Raw genomic sequence first — 15563 nt, forward strand, 5'->3', positions numbered from 1 at the left:
TAGGACGCCGACTTGATGAAGACCTATGTGATCACCGGTGGCACCGACGGCATCGGTGCGGCACTGGCCCGCACGTTGTTCTCCCGGGGCGACAGGGCCGTGATAGTCGGGACCAACCCGAAGAAGGGCGAACGACTGGTGGCCGAGGCCGCTTCGGCGCCGGGAAGCGCGGTGTTCATCAAGGCTGACCTCAGCCTGGTCGCGAACACCCTCCGCACAGTCGACATGCTCGCCGAGGCGTACCCGGCCATCGATGGCGTGGTGCTGTGCGCGCGGTTCATGCGGTCCCACCGGTCGGTGACCGCCGAGGGATTTGAGAGCAACTTCGCACTGTTCTATCTCAGCCGCCTGCTCTTGAGTTACGGGCTGCTCGGCCCGCTGGAGAAGGTGGGCCGGCCGGTGATCGTGAACGTCGCCGGCCCCGGCCACGACACGCCGGTGGCCTGGAACGACCTGCAGAGCATCCGGCAGTACGACCTGGTGCACGCGATGTTCATGACCGGACGCCTGAACGATCTGCTCGGTGTGACCTTCGCCGAGCGGCACGGCGGGGGTCCGGTACGGTACGTGCTCTTCCACCCTGGCACTACGGCGACCAGCTACGCGGGGGAGTTCGATCCGCAGACTGCGGCCTACCTCCAGCGGCAGCGGATGATGGCCAAACCTGCGACCGACGTGGTCGCGCCGCTCGTGCGACTGCTCGACGATCCGCCTGCGTCACCGTTGACCGCGTTCAACCTGTTCACCGAGCTGAAGCTGCATGCCGGGCTGTTCTCCGCGAAGGACGCGGAACGATTGTCCCTCCTCACCGAGAAGTTGCTCGCCGGGCTCGCCGGGTAACCGAGGAGGGCGTCGGTGCCGGTCATCTGGTGGAGGAGTCCGATGGCTATAGGACTAGCCCGACCATCCGGTCGGACTGATGAGTCTGGTTTGGCGGGCGGCCGCGTATGCTGAGGCAATGAGTGGAGCCGTCGCGGCGCGTGGCCGGATCGACAAACGGCAGGCGATCCTGGACGCCGCATTCACGGTTTTCGCCCGGGCGGGCTACGCCCAGGCCGGGGTGGACCTGATCGCGGCTGAGGCGGGAGTGGCCAAGGCCACCGTGTACAGCCACTTCGGCGACAAGGAGAACCTACTCCGCGAGGCCATCTCCGCCTCTGCCGACCAGGCACTGGCCGACAACCTGGCCGCGGTCGACCGGCTCACCGACTGCGACACCGACCTTCGCGCAACCCTGGAAGGTGTCGGCCTGCGCCTGCTCCAGTGCTACTGCGACGACCGATCCTGGGCGCTACGCCGGCTGCTCTCCGCCGAGATCAACCAGTTCCCCGACCTGCTCGACATCATTCACACCCGGGCGGCTGACCGCATCACCGAAACCCTGGCCGACCGGCTCGCGCGCCTCACCGTCGCTGGACACCTGCATACCCCGGATCCACTCCTGGCCGCCGAACAATTCTTCGCCCTACTATGCGGCCCGATGGACAAACGAGCACGCCTCGGCACCCGGCACGTCCCCAACACCGAACGGCGCGCCCTCTCGCGCGCCGCGGTCCACACCTTCCTGCAGGCATTCGCCTCGAAACCAACCGAAATCACCTAATGCTGCCTCCTCCCCCATTCCATTGCGGCGTCCTGGTGTTGGAGGTCCTGGTGTTGGAGGGGGGAAGGGAGGCCATGTCGGTGGCGTCCGCGCGGGTTTAGGGCACGGTCCTGGCCCGCCGGCCCAGCAGCCAGAAGATGCCAAAGGCACCCGATCCCGAGCATGGTGAGCAGTACCTACAAGGAGCTCGCCGACGGCCCGTCGGGCGACCGCGACAGCCAAAACGACCGAGTCCGCGAGAAGGACGACAGCGGCAAGGTGCTGGCCCGCGAAATGCGCGCCTCCGGCATCGCCGTCACCCTGGTCGTCCACGAGCACAAACGGCTCGGCCGCGGCTCGGCGGTGTCCTCAGGACAGATAAAAAAACATGACATAGGACGTCGGGTTTTAGATCGATCATGGGTTCACCGGTCGGCACCGATGTGGGCGTGGACCGGGGCCCCACGGATAGACAAGGACCGCAATGCGCGAAACACCAGAAGATCTCAAAGAGCTTCAGGCTCTCCTCGACGCCTCGCTCTCCCGCTCCACCTCGCACCTCCGCTCGATCATCAACACCGAGCGCACACTGACCGCGAAGCAACTCACCCAGATCCTGACCGGCATGTGCACCCTCGCACTGTCTACCGTGACGGCGAAGGGCGAGCCGCGGATCAGCGGTGTGGACGGGCACTTCCTGCACGGAAAGTGGCACTTCGGCACGGCACGCGGCGCCGCCAAGGCTCGCCATCTCGCCGCCCGCCCCGCCATCAGCGCCGCGCACATGCGCGGGGAGGACCTGGGCGTGTTCACACACGGCACGGTGGAGATCCTCAACCCCCAGCACGGCGAACGGGCCGCAGACTGGCCGGATCTGCTCGCCTACTTCAAGGACTTCTACGGCGACGACTTCTTCGACTGGGACAACGACGTGGTCTATTACCGGCTGCAACCGCACTGGATGACCGTCTACGCCCCCGACGTCGACAAGCTCACCGCGGCGTCCCGGTCCTGATCCGCGGGCCGCATCGAGACCGGCCACGTGCTGAGAGACCTGGTGAAGCGGCCGCTCAACGCCATTGTGACGAGCGGCCGCCACGTAGTGGCGTGATCGGTTTGTTCAGCATGGGTGAGGTGTCTGTCCGCCCATGTTCTGCTGTGTTGCGAGAGGATGAACGAAGGTTGACTGCGTTCGTACGGGACGTTGCAAGTATGGGGTGCGAGGCCATCGAGGTGGTGGGGGCTCGTACCAACAATCTGCGGGACGTGTCGGTGAGCATCCCCAAGGGGCGGCTCATCACCTTCACCGGAGTGAGCGGCAGCGGCAAGACCTCGCTGGCCATCGACACCCTGCACAACGAGGCCCAGCTGCGGTATCTGGAGGGACTTTCGCCGTTCGTGCGGCAGTACATCACCCAGCGCAATCGGCCGAAGGTCGACCGCATCCTGGGACTCGGCGCGACGCTCGCGGTCGACCAGCGCCGTCTGAACCGCAATCCCCGCTCTACGGTCGCGACGATCACCGGCATCGACGGGCATCTGGGGTTGTTGTACTCGCGCCTTCCGGGGATCGGCGCGGACCCGACGGCGGAGAGTGGGGACGGTCATCTGATGACCGCTCATTTCGACCGCAATACGCCGGAAGGGAGCTGTGCGGACTGCCACGGGGTAGGCGGACGCTGGCAGGCGCAGGAGGACCTGGTCATCACCCATCCGGAGCTTCCGCTCTTCGAGGGGGCCTCGCCCTGGTATGCCAAGTGGCGGTCGGGGAGCACGCGTTCGTGCCGGAGCTTGCCGAGAAGCGGGGTGTGGACCTCGGCTGGCCGTGGCAGTCGCTGCCGGAGGAGTTCCGTCACTGTGTGCTGTACGGCACGGGTGAGGAGAAGGTCGAGGCGACCGTCGACATGTCGAACAAGAAGGAGACGGTTTCGGTGACCTACACCTCGAGCCAGCCGCTGCGGGGCGCGCTCGCCGAGGTGGAGCGGGTGTTCGTGAACGCCCAGACCTCCAGCGCCAAGCAGCGCTACCTGCCGTACATGCGCAAGCAGCCATGCGGCACCTGCGGCGGCGGGTACGACCAAGTGGCCCGGTCCGTGCGGCTCGGCGGGCTGACCTATCCCGACCTGCTCGAGGTGGGAGTACGGGAGGTGCGCAGATGGGCGGAGCGCGTGCCCGGCGATCTGGACGCCCGACAGCGCGAGGTGGGTGAGCCGCTGCTGCAGGACCTGGGCCGCAGGCTCGGGATCCTCGACCGGCTCGGCCTGGCCCATCTCCAGCTGTCCCGGAGCGCGGCGACGCTGTCCGGGGGTGAGTTGCAGCGAACCCGGCTCGCCGCGCAGCTCAGCACCGAGCTGAGCGGCATCGTCTTCGTCCTGGACGAGCCCGGAACCGGGCTGCATCCGGCGGACAAGGCGCACCTGCTCGACATCGCCTTGGAGCTACGCAAGGCCGGCAACATGGTGCTTCTGGTCGAGCACGACCCTGAACTGATCGCCCGGGCCGACTGGGTGATCGATATGGGGCCCGGCGCGGGCCGCCTCGGCGGTGAGATCCTGGTGTCGGGGCCGCCCGCCGACGCGGCCGCCCACCCGACGTCGCTGACCGGACGCTATCTGGCCGGTGAGGGGCCGCGGCTGCGCCGGGCCCGCCGTCCGGCCGGGGATGACACCGGGTGGGTGGAGTTGCACGGCCTGCGTGCGCACAACGTGATCGCGGACCTGGTGCGTTTCCCCGCCGGTCGGCTCACCTGCCTGACCGGGGTGAGCGGCAGTGGCAAGAGCAGCCTGCTCGGCGCGCTCGCGGCGAGCGTGGAGGCCGCCCTGAACGGGACGACGACCGACACGGTGCGGCAGGTGACCGGCATGGAGGGGTTCGACTGGGTCGCCGTCGTCGATCAGGAACCGCTCGGGCGGACGCCGCGGTCCAACCCGGCCACCTACAGCAAGGCGTTCGACATTGTCCGCAAGCTGTTCGCCGAGACCGACGTGGCGCGCGGACGCGGGGTCAATGCCTCCTGGTTCAGCTTCAACACCGCGGGTGGCCGCCGCTGTGAAACCTGCACCGGTTATGGCCGCAAGCTGGCCGATATGCACTTCCTGCCGGATGTGTGGGTGGTCTGCGACGCGTGCGAGGGTCGGCGCTACACGCCGGAGGCTTTGGAGGTCAGGTATCAGGGGTTGGCCATCGATCAGGTGCTGGAGCTGACCGTCGCCGAGGCTGTGGAGCAGTTCTCCGCACCCCGGCAACTCGCGGAAACCCTGGGAGCCTTGAACCAGGTCGGACTCGGCTATCTCCAGCTCGGCCAGAGCGCCACAGAGTTGTCCGGCGGCGAGGCGCAGCGACTGAAGCTGGCGTCCGCGATCCAGCGCGGTGCCGCGGGCCGCAAGGCCGGCCTTGTCGTTCTCGACGAACCCGTCTCGGGCCTGCACCCGTCTGACATCCAGCGTGTGGTGGATGCGCTCGATGTGTTGCTCGACTTGGGCAACACCGTCGTCATGGCCGAACATGACATCCCCGTCGCCGCGTCTGCGGACTGGGTGATCGACCTGGGGCCGGGAGCCGGTCCGGACGGGGGTGCGGTGGTCGCGGAGGGCACCCCGGACGCCGTCGCGACCGCGGACACCCCGACCGCCGGTTTCTTCCGGCGGTACACGGCGGGCCTGCCGCTCCTGGAAGTGCTGGCGGGGGTGGCGATCGCCGTTCTGGGCGCGCTGGTGCCGGCGTGGTCGGCGGCGCGCCGGACGATCGCCGCTGTCCTGCACAACGAATGACGCCGCCGCACATGTGACCGCCCTGTGGACCCCGCCCGGGTCCGTGTCACCAGTTCACAAGCAGCTCTCTGCAATCACACTCACGGATTGTGTCTCAAGGGGCCGCTCGGGCTTGTTTCATAAGCGTTCACCTACGAAACAGCCCATCGGCGTACGGCCGGCCAGGGCGTTCCGGAAGAAGGACTGACGGCTGTACCCGGCCCGACGGCCGGGTACAGCCGTCGGGTCACTCGACCATGATCTGATGGGTGGCCTTGGCCGGCCCGGCCGTGACCTCCCCTGACCACAACGCGAGGTAGCTGTACCTGCCGGCGATGGCGGGCGTGTCGGTGAACGTGTACGTGCCGTCGGCGTTCACGCTCACCGGCGGCAGCTTGACGCTTCCATCGCTGACGTTGTCGACGTACACGCTGCGCTGCACGGTGACCGTGGCCCCCGGCGAGGGCGGCTTGCCACCCGCCGTCAGCACGCCGGTCAGCACCATGGCCGTGCCGACGACGCCTGACTGCGGCCCGTCCATGGTGAGGGTGGATCTGTGCCTGACCGTCACGGTGACGGAGGCGCTGCTTCGGCGGTAGCGGTCGTCGCCGTCCCAGAACACCAAGTAGGTCACCTCACCGATGTCCGGCGGCGTGTCCTCGAAAGTGAACGCGCCGTTCTTCTGCGTCGTCACGCCGGCGATCGGCTCTTTCGTCCCGTCGAGCAGGCGCCGGGTCACCGCGAGCGGCTTGAGCCCGAGCGCCTTGCCGTCGGTGCGGGTGAGCCGCCCCTCGACGGTGACCGACGAGCCGACATACGCGCGCGCCGGGGCCGTCACCGTCAGATTGGATGTCGGCAGCGCGACGCCCGTCACCCGCCACAGCAGCAGCCGGTTCGCGGAGCTCCGCAGCAGCGCGAAGACGTCCGGGCCGGAGAACGCGACGCCGTCCGGGAGCAGTTCGGCGTCCGGCTGGTCGGCCGCGAACATCGCCGCGCCGGTCGCGGCGTCGTAGAGCGTGAGGTCGGTGCTGCCCCACTGGCGTCCCGCGGCGACGTAGGAGCCGCCCGAGCCGAGCGCCACGGCCGACGGATACCCGTCCCAACCGTCGCCGTAGGTGCCGGTCGCCGCCAGGGTCCTGGTGTCGTACCTGGTGAAGTGACCGGGGGTGTCGGCCGCGGAGAACAGGGTGGTGCCGTCGGAGGTCAGGGCGAGGTCGCGCAGGTAGTCCATGCGCCACTCCTCGCCGTCGATCGTGCCGCGCAGCTCCGGGGTGCCGCCGCCGACGTCGTAGACCAGCATGTCGGCGTGGTGCAGGCTGGTCTGGCCGATCACGAGCGTGTCGCCGGCGGCTGCGAGCACGGGAGCTCGCAGGTGCTCGCCCCCGACCGCCACCGGCGCCGGTGTGGCCGCGCTCAGATCCAGGCCGACGACGCCGCCAGGGCCGTTGTCGCACCCGTGCCCCACCCACAGCCGCTCACCCAGCAATGCCAGGGTGGACGGGCACGGGTGGGCCGACAGGTCGATCCGCCGGGTGACGGCGAGGCTCGCGGTGTCGATCTCGGCCACCTCGTTCGAGCCGGTGAGCGCCGCGTACAGGCGGGTGTCGTCCGCGTTCATGGCCAGCTCGCGGACGCCGGACAGGCCGATGACGCCGCCGGTGAGGTTTCCGCCGGTGTCGGCCACGATGATCCGGTCGTCGGCGGAGACGAACACCCGGCCGCCGCCGACGACCAGGTCGGCGGTGTAGGAGTCGAAGGTCACCCCGAGGTCGGTCGTGGTGTCGGCCGCCGAGGCGGCGGGGGCCGCGACGGTGAGCAGGCCGGTGAGCAGGCCGGCGGCGGCGCAGTGAGCGGCTATTCGGCGAACCAGTGGGTGGCGCAAGAGGACCTCCTGCACATATGGGAACATGAGTTCTAATAACGTCTTATGGGTGCTCCCACGTCAAGATCGGCCGATCGCACGACACCAAACCGTGATCAAGTACGCCCCCGCCCCGGTCGGGAGAACGCGTTCTCGGGAGCCTCTTTCGCGGAAGGGGCCCCTTCGTTCAGCCGCTCGTCCAGCGCTGGTTGGCCCCGCCGCCGCAGTCCCAGATCTGCAGCCGGGTGCCGTTGGCGAAGCTGACGCCGGTCGCGTCGAGGCACCTGCCGGACGACGGGTTGACGATCCGGCCGGTGCCGGCCTGCGCTTCGTCGTCCCCGTGAGAGCATCAACACCGGCCCCCGCCCAAGTACTACGGCTACAAACGCGGCGTGACCTGCCGGTCGACGACACTTACCGCCGTTTGATGAACCGGCAGCTCACCGTGCAGGAGTCCCGCCACCGCATGGCCCGCGCGATCTGCCACGGGCGGTCGGGGCCAGATCCGCCAGGCGTACCGGGAGGGCCAGGAGGACCGGCTCACCGCCCTCGGTCTGGTCCTCAACGCCGTCGTCCTGTGGAACACCTGCTACCTCGACGCCGCCGTCGCCCGGCTCCGCGCCGAGGGCCACGACATCAAGGACGAGGGCGTCGACCGCATCTCCCCGCTCAGGGACCGGCACATCAACTTCCTGGGCCGCTACCTGTTCAACATCCAGGCCGGCGGACCCGGTCAGGGCCTGCGTACCTTCCGGGACCTGGAGGCTGTCGAGGACGGCGAGGATCGACGGCGGCGCACCCGGCCCGCCGGCCACTCGGTGCATCCCGTGGAGGCCGGGCGCCCGACGCTCCGGGGGCGAGGCGAGGAGCGCCGAGCTGGGCTCAGCACTGGCTCGACGACCTGGCGGAGCCCTGAACGGCACTCTCCTGAACGAGATCCACGGATTCCGGGTGATCTGGATCATCGGCCGGGGCGGCGGCACGCAGCGCCGCCTCAACCCGGCGGTTACTGGTCATGGTCGCCGTGACAGCGGTCATGGTGAGGAGGAGGCCGGCGGCGGCGTAGAGCGGGGTGCGTACGTCGTAGGTGGTGGCCAGCCAGCCGCCGAGGAAGGCGCCGAACGGGGCGGCGCACATGGCGAGCATGCGGGAGGTGGAGGCGACCCGGCCCATCAGGTGGGCGGGGACGATCGCCTGTCGGAGGGAGGGGCCGAGCACCATCGTGGCGCCCATGCCCGCTCCGCAGACGGCGAGCGCGAGGCCGGCGACGTACGGGTTCGGGGCGGCGGCAAGGCCCAAGATGGCGAGTCCTTCGACGGCGGCCGTGCAGGTGAGCGCGGTGCCGGTGCCGAGTCGTCGGCCGAGGAAGGAGGCGATGCCCGCGCCGAGCAGACCGCCGGTGGCCTCCGCCGTGAGGAGCAGGCCGAAGCCGTAGGTGTCGATGCCGAGACGATCGTGCGCGAAGAGGGCGAGTACCGTCTCCACGGCGATGAAGGCGATGTTCCCGATCGCCGGACGCAGCGCGAGCCCGAGCAGCAGCTGATCCCGGAATACGTAGGAGGCGCCGGCCCGCGCCTGCCGCAGCAGCGACTCCCGGGCCTGCGGTACGGGCCGGGGCGCGGCAGGCAGCGACCGTACGAGCAGTGCGGAGAGCGCGAACGACACCGCGTCGGCGAGCAGCGGGACCGCCCGCCCGAGCGCGAGCAGGGCACTGCCCAACGGCGGCCCCGCGAAGCCGGACGCGGCGGTCTGGGCACCGCGCAGACGGGAGTTGGCGCGCTCCAGGAGCGCGGGGTCGCGGCCGAGCAGATCCGGCAGATAGGCCGTGGCGGCCGTGTCGAAGAAGAGTCCGCCGAGGCCGAGCAGGAAGGCGAGGGCCGCGAGCAGTGGAATGCTCAGCACGTCGAGCGCGGCCGCCGCCGCCGGTATCGCGAGCAGCACCGCACGCGCCGCGTCCGTGACCCACATCGTGCGCCGGCGGTCCCAGCGGTCCACCAGCGCACCGCCGAGCACCCCGAAGAGCAGCCACGGCAGCGTTCCGGCGGCCGTGACGACGGCGAGCGCCATCGGATCCCGTGTCAACGTCAACGCGAGCAGCGGCAGCGCGGCATGCGACACCCCGTCACCGAGCGAGGACACCGTCTGCGCGGTCCACAGCCGTCCGAACCCGGTCGGCAACTTCCGAATGCCTGAGGTCATTTGGCGTCTCCTTCGGCCTGCTCGCGCGGTGCCGGGTGGAACAGTGCGAAGACGAGTGACGCGTCCGGCAGCGACGGATCGGACAGCTCCTGGTACTCGTCCGCCAGTGCCTGCAGCCGCGCCCCCAGCTCCGCGAACCGCTCCTCGGTGAGCCGCAGGTGCGCCATCCGTACGTGCCGCTCGCCATCCACCGGCGCTGCCTCCAGGTCCGCCACCGCGTGCCGCATCAGCACATCCGGCCCTCCCTCGCCCGGATCCGGCAGCTCGATCGACCGCGCGGCCATCGCGTAGTACCGCTCGGTGACCCCTCTCACTTTCCGTGTTCGCACCACCTTCACCAGGCCGGCCCGCTCCAGCAGCCGCACGTGGTAGCTGGAGCTCCCCTTCGCAAGGCCCACCCGCTGGGCGATCTGCGTGATCGTCGCGGGCTCGAAGCGGAGCACGGCCATGATCCGGTGGCGCGTGAGGTTGGAGACGGCGCGTAGCTGCTCGTCAGTGGTGACGTGGAACGTCTCGGGAACATCATCGGTAGGCACGCCCCCAATGGTCAACGATTCTTGACCATTGCGCAAGGGGGTTCTTTTCCGACTTCCGGAATCGGCCGTCCAGCACGTGAGGCCAGCAGATCGCCCAGGCGCCCACCGAGCATCAGCAGTCCGCCGTAGGTGACGGTGTAACCGTGGACGACCCACATGTGTTCAACTCGCAGGGACCGTGTGCGCCTGGCCGCAGCCGCGGACAGCAATGGTGCACATTCGGCCATCTGGCGGCGGGCTCGTCCGAGGACAGACGGCTCGCAGCCCAGGAGTCGGACTGCCCATGGGGACGTTGCAAGGCCTGTGCGGCGAGCTCCTGTTGATGGAGATCCAAAGGCTCCGGCTACGGGACCAGGCTGCAGGCTTGCGAGGTCAGCCAGGTGCGGCAGATGGCCGCGGAACGCGCGGACAGCCTGGCCGGTGGAAGGCAGCCGCCGACCCAGCGCCATCGGCTCGTTGTGCCTTGACTACGGCGAGACCGCCCCGGACGTGCCCACGCCGGCCGTCCGGAAACCGGCCCGGAACGCACCAGGCGTCACACCCAGGTTCGCACAAACGCTCTGCGGAGCGACTCGGGTGAGCCGAACCCTGTGCGCCGCACCACTACCGACATGGGGTCATCACCCGTCTCCAGCAGCACCTGGGCAGCTTCCAGCCTGACCTGCTCCACATACCGGTTTGCGCCGGCAATCCGGCACGTCAGGGGATCCGGGCCTCGATGTGGGCGAGTTGGGCGGCGAGGATCTCCTCGAACGCGGCGCGGCGGTCTGCTCCGAGGGGGCGGATGTCACGGGCGAAGTGGGCCAGGGCGGGGAAGAGCTCGGGGTCGGCGCCGAGCACCGCGACGCGGAACAGCTCCATGCCCTGTTCGTACTCCTTGGGGGTGACGGTGCCGATCCCGGCCTCGGAGGCGATCAGCGCGGCGAGGTGGATCACGATGCGGTGGTATCGCACCGGGACCTCCTCGTCGGGCAGGCCGGACGCGCGCAGGGCCTGCAGCAACTCCTCCATGACCAAACGGGATCCGGTGCCGCCGGACGCATAGCGTCCCCACACCGCGGCGAGTTGGGGTTGCTCGCCGAAGGCCTCGCGCAGGCGCAGGGCCAGGGCGGTGACGCGCTGCTTCCAGTCGCCCTCGGGGCGGTAGCCGTCCATGGCGGCCAGCAGGATCCGGTCGGCAACCGCGCGCAGCAGTTCGGTCTTGTTGCGGAAGTGCCGGTAGAGGCTGGAGGAGTCGGTCCCGAGCGCTGCGGCGAGTTTGCGCACGCTGAACGACTCGGCGTCGCTCGTGCGCAGCAGTTCCGCCGCCGTGTCCAGGATCTCCTCGGTCGACCATCGCCTTCGGCCAGTCATCTCGCCCCTCTCGTCCAGACTCAGCTTAACCTATGCACTTGCCGATGCACGCACTGCGTGCATAATGAGGACAAGGTGCTGTCCGACCGCAATGACACACCCGGCATCCGGCCGGGAAGGGAGAAGGAGACATGAGCGAGATCACTACCGCGACGCGGCCGCCGGAGCCGGACTTCTCGGTGATAACGACCGAGGAACTGCTCGCCTACCGCGACGCGGAGAACCGCTTCCGGGCCTCCAGCGCGATGCGGGCGATCACCGGGGAGCCGGACCCCGGCGCCGCGATCGACTGGCAGCAGATCGCGCTGCCCGGCCGCGACCTACCGGTCCGGGTGTACCGGCCGGCCTCGTCGGGCGACGGCGAGGCCGCCGCCCGGACCGACCTGCCACTCGTGGTCCATGTCCACGGAGGCAGCTTCGTGGGCACGGCGGTGCAGTGCGACTGGACCAACAGCCACCTCGCCGCCCGACTGCCCGCCCTCGTCGTCTCGGTCGAGCACCGCCTCCTCGCCCCGGACAGCCCGCTCGCGAACGCGGCCGACGACGGCTGGGACGTGCTCGACCACGTGGTGCGGCACGCCGTGCAGTGGGGCGTCGACCCGGCGCGCACGGCCGTCTTCGGCGAGAGCTGCGGCGCGCTGATCAGCGCCCTGACGGCCATCCGGGCCCGGGAGGCCGGCCTGGAGCTCAAGGCGCAGGTGCTGGTCAACCCCGCAGTCGACGTGACCGAGACGATGTTCGACTACCCGTCGATGGTCGAGTACGCATACAGCCCGACCCGCGCCCGGCCGCAACTGCGGCTCTTCCAGCGGCTCGCCGTCCCGCCGGGAACCGACACCCGCGCATTCTCACCGCTGTACGCCGACAACCTGAGCGGACTCGCCCCCGCGCTCGTGGTGGTGCCCACCCAGGACGCGGTCGCCGATCACGGCCGCCGCTACGCCGAGCGGCTCCACGCGGCCGGGACCTCTGTGCGGCATTCCGAATACCCGGGCGCGAGGCACGCGTTCCTCGCCATGCCCGGCGTGGAACCACAGGCCGAGGCTGCCCAGGCGGAGATCCTCGCGTTCCTCCGTACGGCCCTGGCGCGGTGACGGAGGAACGCTGCGCTCCACCACCATGAAGACGGAGATCCTCAAGCATGCGAATGACCGAGCCGCGAACCGGCGAGCTGACCAGCACCGACCTGGTAGAGGGATGGCGCAAAGTCGGAGTCCGGGAGGGCATGTCCGTGATCGTGCACTCGTCTCTGTCCAGCATCGGCCGCGTCGACGGCGGAGCCGCCACCGTGATCGGCAGTTTACGCACCATACTCGGCCCGGCCGGAACGCTCGTTGCTCCCACCTTCACCTGGCAGGTCACCGATCCCGACCCCGATCACGTAGGTGTCCCCGACGCCGCGGTGATCGAACGGCGCGCGGCCGTACCCACCTTTCGTCCCGACCTGCCGTCCACCGGCATGGGCGCCGTCCCCGAACTTCTGCGTTCCCTGCCCGAGAGCGTGCGTAGCTCGCATCCGCAGGCGTCCGTCGCCGCCCTTGGCGCTCAGGCAGCCGACATCGTTCGCCGTCAAACGCTCGGATTCGCGGTCGGCCGCACGTCGCCGTTCGGCCGTCTGAACGACCTCGGCGGCCACGTCCTCCTCGTGGGGGTCGGCCACGACCGCAACACCTTCCTGCACCACGCCGAAACACTCACACCCAACCCGCGCCTGAAGACCCGTCGCTTCCCACGGGACCTCGACGGCGAGCGGGTGTGGGTCGAGACGCTCGACGTCGGCAACGACAACGGGAGGTACTTCCCCGCCATCGGCCGCGAATTCGAGGAGCAGACCGGCATCGAGGAGGTCCTGGTCGGCGACGCCCCATGTCGACTGATCCCGGTGCAGCCGCTGGTCTCCTTCGCGGTTCGCCGTCTCACCGAACTACTCGGCGCGGACCAACAGCACCGATAGCCGAACTCATCCGATCCACAGGTCTTGACGATTGCTCACCGGCAGCTCCCGCCGCCCGCACCTACGCGACAACCTGGCTTCCCTCGACCTGCGCCTGACCGCGACCGACCTCGGCGGCATCGACGCCGCCGTCCCCGACACCGGGGCCCAGGGCTCGATACAGCGACCACGGCATCGCCCTGATCGACCGATGAAGAGAGAAGCACTCTGATGACGAAACCACCCCGTGCACGAGGAGCGCTCGGAGCGATGCACGCGGGCCTTGCGCTCACTGCCCTCGCGACGATCGCCCCGTACGTCGACCGCAGCACCACCCAGATGATTCCCTGCCTGGCAGGCGTCGTCGCGGTCGCCCTACTGTGGAGAAGACCGCGACTGACGTGACGTCGGCTCCATACGACTCCGCACACGAGGAGCCGACGGCAACCATCCCGACCACACGGACCCGCACCAACGCAGGTCACGACCACCACACACCATGGAGGAAGACACAGTGCAGCGCATCGGCATCATCGGAGTGGGCGAGATCGGCCGGGCCATCGTCGAGGGCCTGCGCAACGAGGGCGGTGCGTCGCCGGCCGTCTTCCTCTCCCCCCGGGGGGCCCGCACCGCCGCCGAACTGTCCGAGCGCTACGAGGGCGTCCATGTGTGCGCCGACAACCAGGAGGTGGTGGACCGCTCCGAGCTCGTGATCATCGCCGTGCGCCGCCAGGACCACCACGAGGCACTCGCCGGGCTGAAGGTGGACGACGACAAGACCGTGGTCAACCTGATGGCCGGCGTCGCCGCCGACGACCTGCGCCGGACCCTCGCCACCAGCGCCCCGATCATCCGGGCCATCCCGCTGCCCGCGGTGCGCGAGCGCCGCTCCGTCACCGTGACCTGCCCCTCGCACCCCATGGTGGACTCTCTCTTCGAGCAGCTGGGCGGAGCGCTCCCCGTCGCGGACGAGGCCGCCTTCAACGTCTTCTCCGCACTGACCGGGACGCTCACCGCCCACTACGCCTACCTCGCCACGCTCACCTCGTGGGCCACCGGCCACGGCGTCGCCTCCGACACCACCGACCAGTATGTGCGTGGCCTCTTCCAGAACGTCGGCCGCTCCCTGGGCGACGAGACCCGCCCGCTGCACCAACTCGCCGCCGACCACGAGACGCCCAAGGGGAACAACGAGCGCATCCGCACCACCTGGTTCGATGCGGCCAACGCCGCGGCCCTCGAGAAAGCCCTGGATGGCCTCCTCGCCGATCTGAAGTAAGAGCGCCCGGCTGGACGTGCGTCCAGACCTGGAGCGGCGACCACCGCCCGATACGGCAGGATGGACCGGTGGAATGAGCTGACCGACGGCCCGGAAACCCGATCCCACGCTTTGATCCGAACCAGGAACACTCCCCAGATCAGTGGCGCGGAGAGACCGGCCCTGCCCGACGCACCAACCCGGCGCCTCGCCCGGCAGGACCCTGCCCGCCATCACCGGCAGCGCCCGGATCGCCGCACTGCGGTGTCTTCCCGCCCGGACTGGCACTACCGGGGAGCCGCACCCGGCGTGGGGTCCACGCGCTCGAGCTTGGTCCAGCCTGTCCAACCTCGCCGCTTCAGCAGCTCGATCAGCCGACGCGCCGGCGGCACAGTGTCGAACGCCAGCGTGTCCATCAGCTTGACAAGCGGTGACTCGATATCGGTGTCGTCGACATAGTCCTCGCCCCGCTCGTCGGCCATACGCGTGATGTAGGCGGCCAGCTTGTCGGCCAGCTCGACCAGCCGCGGGTCGTCGTCGGATCGATCGAGAGCCTGGCTCAGGGTGAGGTAGAAGTCGACGAGCCGCGGGTCGTCGATCTGCTCCCGCTTGCGTGCCATCCACTCCGGGACCCGCGCGGGTGAGTGCGCGGCCAACGGGATCCAGCCGTCACGCTCGGCCTGGACGATCCGCTCGTCGACCCCGAGCGCCCGCAGCCGGTTGAGATACTCGACCACCTCCGGGGGCAGCGCCAGGCTGTCCCCGGAGGTGAGCCGGGCGATCCGCTCACGGTGTCGCTGCCGCTCCCGGATCTCCGCCTGCAGCCGCCTGTCGATGTCCGCGACCGCCGCAGCGAACTCCTCCTCACCGGCCCGCAGCAGCTCCCGCACCCGCGCCAGCGGGACCCCGGCCTCGGCAAGGGTCCGGATCTTGATCAGCTCGACCACGGCGCCGGCGTCGTATCTGCGGTAGCCAGAACGGTCCCGCTCGGGCTCCGGCAGCAGCCCCTTGGCGTGGTAGTGCCGCACCGCGCGTACCGTCACTCCGGCGTACGACGCCAGCTCGCCGATGGTCAGCATCAGAGCGGTCTCC

At 69.5% G+C, this 15563-nt stretch carries 14 protein-coding genes and 1 pseudogene; 9 read left to right on the forward strand and 6 right to left on the reverse strand.

Translation table 11 applies throughout. The features are described 5' to 3' along the window. Positions 1-15 precede the first annotated feature (15 nt). From OHA77_RS40470 to OHA77_RS40485, 4 genes are all read left to right on the forward strand, one after another. The gene (locus tag OHA77_RS40470) at positions 16-840 is read left to right on the forward strand and encodes an SDR family NAD(P)-dependent oxidoreductase (RefSeq protein WP_406314768.1); all 825 of its coding nucleotides are present in this window, start codon (positions 16-18) and stop codon (positions 838-840) included. A gap of 118 nt (positions 841-958) precedes the next feature. After that, positions 959-1603, forward strand: coding sequence for a TetR/AcrR family transcriptional regulator (locus OHA77_RS40475; RefSeq protein ID WP_406314769.1), 645 nt, complete (start codon positions 959-961; stop codon positions 1601-1603). Between the two features lie 463 nt (positions 1604-2066). Then, positions 2067-2597 (forward strand): pyridoxamine 5'-phosphate oxidase family protein, encoded by a 531-nt coding sequence (locus OHA77_RS40480; RefSeq protein ID WP_406314772.1) that lies wholly within the window; start codon positions 2067-2069, stop codon positions 2595-2597. A gap of 766 nt (positions 2598-3363) precedes the next feature. Then, positions 3364-5352, forward strand: a complete 1989-nt coding sequence (locus OHA77_RS40485; protein WP_406314775.1) for an excinuclease ABC subunit UvrA — start codon at positions 3364-3366, stop codon at positions 5350-5352. Between the two features lie 226 nt (positions 5353-5578). Here OHA77_RS40485 and OHA77_RS40490 read toward each other — a convergent pair whose 3' ends face one another. Both OHA77_RS40490 and OHA77_RS40495 read right to left on the reverse strand, forming a co-directional pair. Further along, complete coding sequence (locus OHA77_RS40490; RefSeq protein WP_406314778.1) at positions 5579-7213, reverse strand: hypothetical protein; 1635 nt, start codon at positions 7211-7213, stop codon at positions 5579-5581. 166 nt (positions 7214-7379) lie between these two features. Beyond that, positions 7380-7499, reverse strand: a complete 120-nt coding sequence (locus OHA77_RS40495) for an RICIN domain-containing protein (protein WP_406319960.1) — start codon at positions 7497-7499, stop codon at positions 7380-7382. Between the two features lie 93 nt (positions 7500-7592). Here OHA77_RS40495 and OHA77_RS40500 point away from each other — a divergent pair. Further along, positions 7593-7950: pseudogene (locus tag OHA77_RS40500) on the forward strand (Tn3 family transposase); the annotation flags it as partial. Positions 7951-8074: 124 nt separating this feature from the next. Here the strand turns inward: OHA77_RS40500 and OHA77_RS40505 are convergent. The 3 genes from OHA77_RS40505 to OHA77_RS40515 all read right to left on the reverse strand — a co-directional run bounded on the left by OHA77_RS40505 (position 8075) and on the right by OHA77_RS40515 (position 11280). Next, positions 8075-9391, reverse strand: coding sequence for an MFS transporter (locus OHA77_RS40505; protein ID WP_406314780.1), 1317 nt, complete (start codon positions 9389-9391; stop codon positions 8075-8077). After that, the gene (locus tag OHA77_RS40510; RefSeq protein WP_406314783.1) at positions 9388-9927 is read right to left on the reverse strand and encodes an ArsR/SmtB family transcription factor; all 540 of its coding nucleotides are present in this window, start codon (positions 9925-9927) and stop codon (positions 9388-9390) included. The genes OHA77_RS40505 and OHA77_RS40510 overlap by 4 nt, the downstream gene beginning before the upstream one ends. Before the next feature lie 699 nt (positions 9928-10626). Beyond that, positions 10627-11280, reverse strand: coding sequence for a TetR/AcrR family transcriptional regulator (locus OHA77_RS40515; protein ID WP_406314786.1), 654 nt, complete (start codon positions 11278-11280; stop codon positions 10627-10629). 131 nt (positions 11281-11411) lie between these two features. On the opposite strand from OHA77_RS40515, the gene OHA77_RS40520 reads away from it, so the two are divergent. The 4 genes from OHA77_RS40520 to OHA77_RS40535 all read left to right on the forward strand — a co-directional run bounded on the left by OHA77_RS40520 (position 11412) and on the right by OHA77_RS40535 (position 14492). After that, positions 11412-12374, forward strand: a complete 963-nt coding sequence (locus tag OHA77_RS40520; protein ID WP_406314789.1) for an alpha/beta hydrolase — start codon at positions 11412-11414, stop codon at positions 12372-12374. 53 nt (positions 12375-12427) lie between these two features. Continuing rightward, the gene (locus tag OHA77_RS40525; RefSeq protein WP_406314792.1) at positions 12428-13234 is read left to right on the forward strand and encodes an aminoglycoside N(3)-acetyltransferase; all 807 of its coding nucleotides are present in this window, start codon (positions 12428-12430) and stop codon (positions 13232-13234) included. Between the two features lie 249 nt (positions 13235-13483). Next, positions 13484-13618, forward strand: a complete 135-nt coding sequence (locus tag OHA77_RS40530) for a hypothetical protein (RefSeq protein ID WP_406314795.1) — start codon at positions 13484-13486, stop codon at positions 13616-13618. Positions 13619-13712: 94 nt separating this feature from the next. Beyond that, positions 13713-14492, forward strand: coding sequence for an NAD(P)-binding domain-containing protein (locus OHA77_RS40535; RefSeq protein WP_406314798.1), 780 nt, complete (start codon positions 13713-13715; stop codon positions 14490-14492). Between the two features lie 266 nt (positions 14493-14758). On the opposite strand, the gene OHA77_RS40540 is transcribed toward OHA77_RS40535, so the two are convergent. Then, positions 14759-15550 (reverse strand): MerR family transcriptional regulator, encoded by a 792-nt coding sequence (locus OHA77_RS40540; protein ID WP_326822921.1) that lies wholly within the window; start codon positions 15548-15550, stop codon positions 14759-14761. Positions 15551-15563 lie beyond the last annotated feature (13 nt).

Origin of the sequence: Streptosporangium sp. NBC_01639 (assembly GCF_045209755.1) — a bacterium.
GTDB lineage: Bacteria > Actinomycetota > Actinomycetes > Streptosporangiales > Streptosporangiaceae > Streptosporangium.